This is a genomic window from Streptomyces sp. W16 (assembly GCF_033194735.1).
Taxonomy (GTDB): domain Bacteria; phylum Actinomycetota; class Actinomycetes; order Streptomycetales; family Streptomycetaceae; genus Streptomyces.
Genome location: NZ_JAWOAI010000944.1, coordinates 1 through 2,130, shown reverse-complemented (window position 1 = coordinate 2,130; position 2,130 = coordinate 1). Strand labels below are relative to the sequence as shown.

Here is a 2,130-nt window from a genome sequence, read left to right as displayed (position 1 = left end):
GGTGGCCCAACCCCCTTGTGGGGAGGGAGCTGTCGAAGGTGGGACTGGCGATTGGGACGAAGTCGTAACAAGGTAGCCGTACCGGAAGGTGCGGCTGGATCACCTCCTTTCTAAGGAGCATCTAGGCTGCTGAGCTTGCTCAGTGGTCCAGGGCCATTACGTCGGCAGATGTCCGACGGTGGTTGCTCAAGGGTGGAACGTTGATTATTCGGCACTGTCCGTCATCTCGGGCTGCAAGTACTGCTCTTCGGAGCGTGGAAAGCTGACCACGAGTGACGGCAGGGCCGGGCACGCTGTTGGGTGTCTGAGGGTACGGCTGTAACAGGCTGCCTTCAGTGCCGGCCCCGGTAAAGCATCGCGTGAGTGGTGTGTGACGGGTGGTTGGTCGTTGTTTGAGAACTGCACAGTGGACGCGAGCATCTGTGGCCAAGTTTTTAAGGGCGCACGGTGGATGCCTTGGCACCAGGAACCGATGAAGGACGTGGGAGGCCACGATAGTCCCCGGGGAGTCGTCAACCAGGCTTTGATCCGGGGGTTTCCGAATGGGGAAACCCGGCAGTCGTCATGGGCTGTCACCCATACCTGAACACATAGGGTATGTGGAGGGAACGCGGGGAAGTGAAACATCTCAGTACCCGCAGGAAGAGAAAACAACCGTGATTCCGGGAGTAGTGGCGAGCGAAACCGGATGAGGCCAAACCGTATACGTGTGAGACCCGGCAGGGGTTGCGTATACGGGGTTGTGGGATCTCTCTTTCACAGTCTGCCGGCTGTGAGACGAGTCAGAAACCGTTGATGTAGGCGAAGGACATGCGAAAGGTCCGGCGTAGAGGGTAAGACCCCCGTAGTCGAAACGTCAACGGCTCGTTTGAGAGACACCCAAGTAGCACGGGGCCCGAGAAATCCCGTGTGAATCTGGCGGGACCACCCGCTAAGCCTAAATATTCCCTGGTGACCGATAGCGGATAGTACCGTGAGGGAATGGTGAAAAGTACCGCGGGAGCGGAGTGAAATAGTACCTGAAACCGTGTGCCTACAAGCCGTGGGAGCGTCGCGTTGCATGCTTGCATGCAACGTCGTGACTGCGTGCCTTTTGAAGAATGAGCCTGCGAGTTTGCGGTGTGTTGCGAGGTTAACCCGTGTGGGGAAGCCGTAGCGAAAGCGAGTCCGAACAGGGCGGTTTAGTAGCGCGCTCAAGACCCGAAGCGGAGTGATCTAGCCATGGGCAGGTTGAAGCGGAGGTAAGACTTCGTGGAGGACCGAACCCACCAGGGTTGAAAACCTGGGGGATGACCTGTGGTTAGGGGTGAAAGGCCAATCAAACTCCGTGATAGCTGGTTCTCCCCGAAATGCATTTAGGTGCAGCGTCGTGTGTTTCTTGCCGGAGGTAGAGCACTGGATAGGCGATGGGCCCTACCGGGTTACTGACCTTAGCCAAACTCCGAATGCCGGTAAGTGAGAGCGCGGCAGTGAGACTGTGGGGGATAAGCTCCATGGTCGAGAGGGAAACAGCCCAGAGCATCGACTAAGGCCCCTAAGCGTACGCTAAGTGGGAAAGGATGTGGAGTCGCAGAGACAACCAGGAGGTTGGCTTAGAAGCAGCCACCCTTGAAAGAGTGCGTAATAGCTCACTGGTCTAGTGATTCCGCGCCGACAATGTAGCGGGGCTCAAGCGTACCGCCGAAGTCGTGTCATTCCAGCAATAGCCCCAACGGGTGCTGGGATGGGTAGGGGAGCGTCGTGTGCCGGGTGAAGCCGCAGCGGAAGCTAGTGGTGGACGGTTCACGAGTGAGAATGCAGGCATGAGTAGCGATACACACGTGAGAAACGTGTGCGCCGATTGACTAAGGGTTCCTGGGTCAAGCTGATCTGCCCAGGGTAAGTCGGGACCTAAGGCGAGGCCGACAGGCGTAGTCGATGGATAACCGGTTGATATTCCGGTACCCGCTGTGAAGCGTCAAACATTGAGCCCATTAATGCTAAGGCCGTGAAGCCGTTCCGGACCCTTCGGGGAATGGAAAGTGGTGGAGCCGCCGGCCCAAGGTGGTAGTAGGTGAGTGATGGGGTGACGCAGGAAGGTAGTCCAGCCCGGGCGGTGGTTGTCCCGGGGTAAGGGTGTAGGACGTGGTC

At 58.0% G+C, this 2,130-nt stretch carries 2 rRNA genes; both read left to right on the top strand.

The features are described from left to right. Positions 1 to 110: ribosomal RNA gene (locus R6V09_RS51730) — 16S ribosomal RNA — on the top strand; the annotation flags it as partial. A gap of 314 nt (positions 111 to 424) precedes the next feature. Further along, a 23S ribosomal RNA gene (locus R6V09_RS51725) occupies positions 425 to 2,130 on the top strand; the annotation flags it as partial.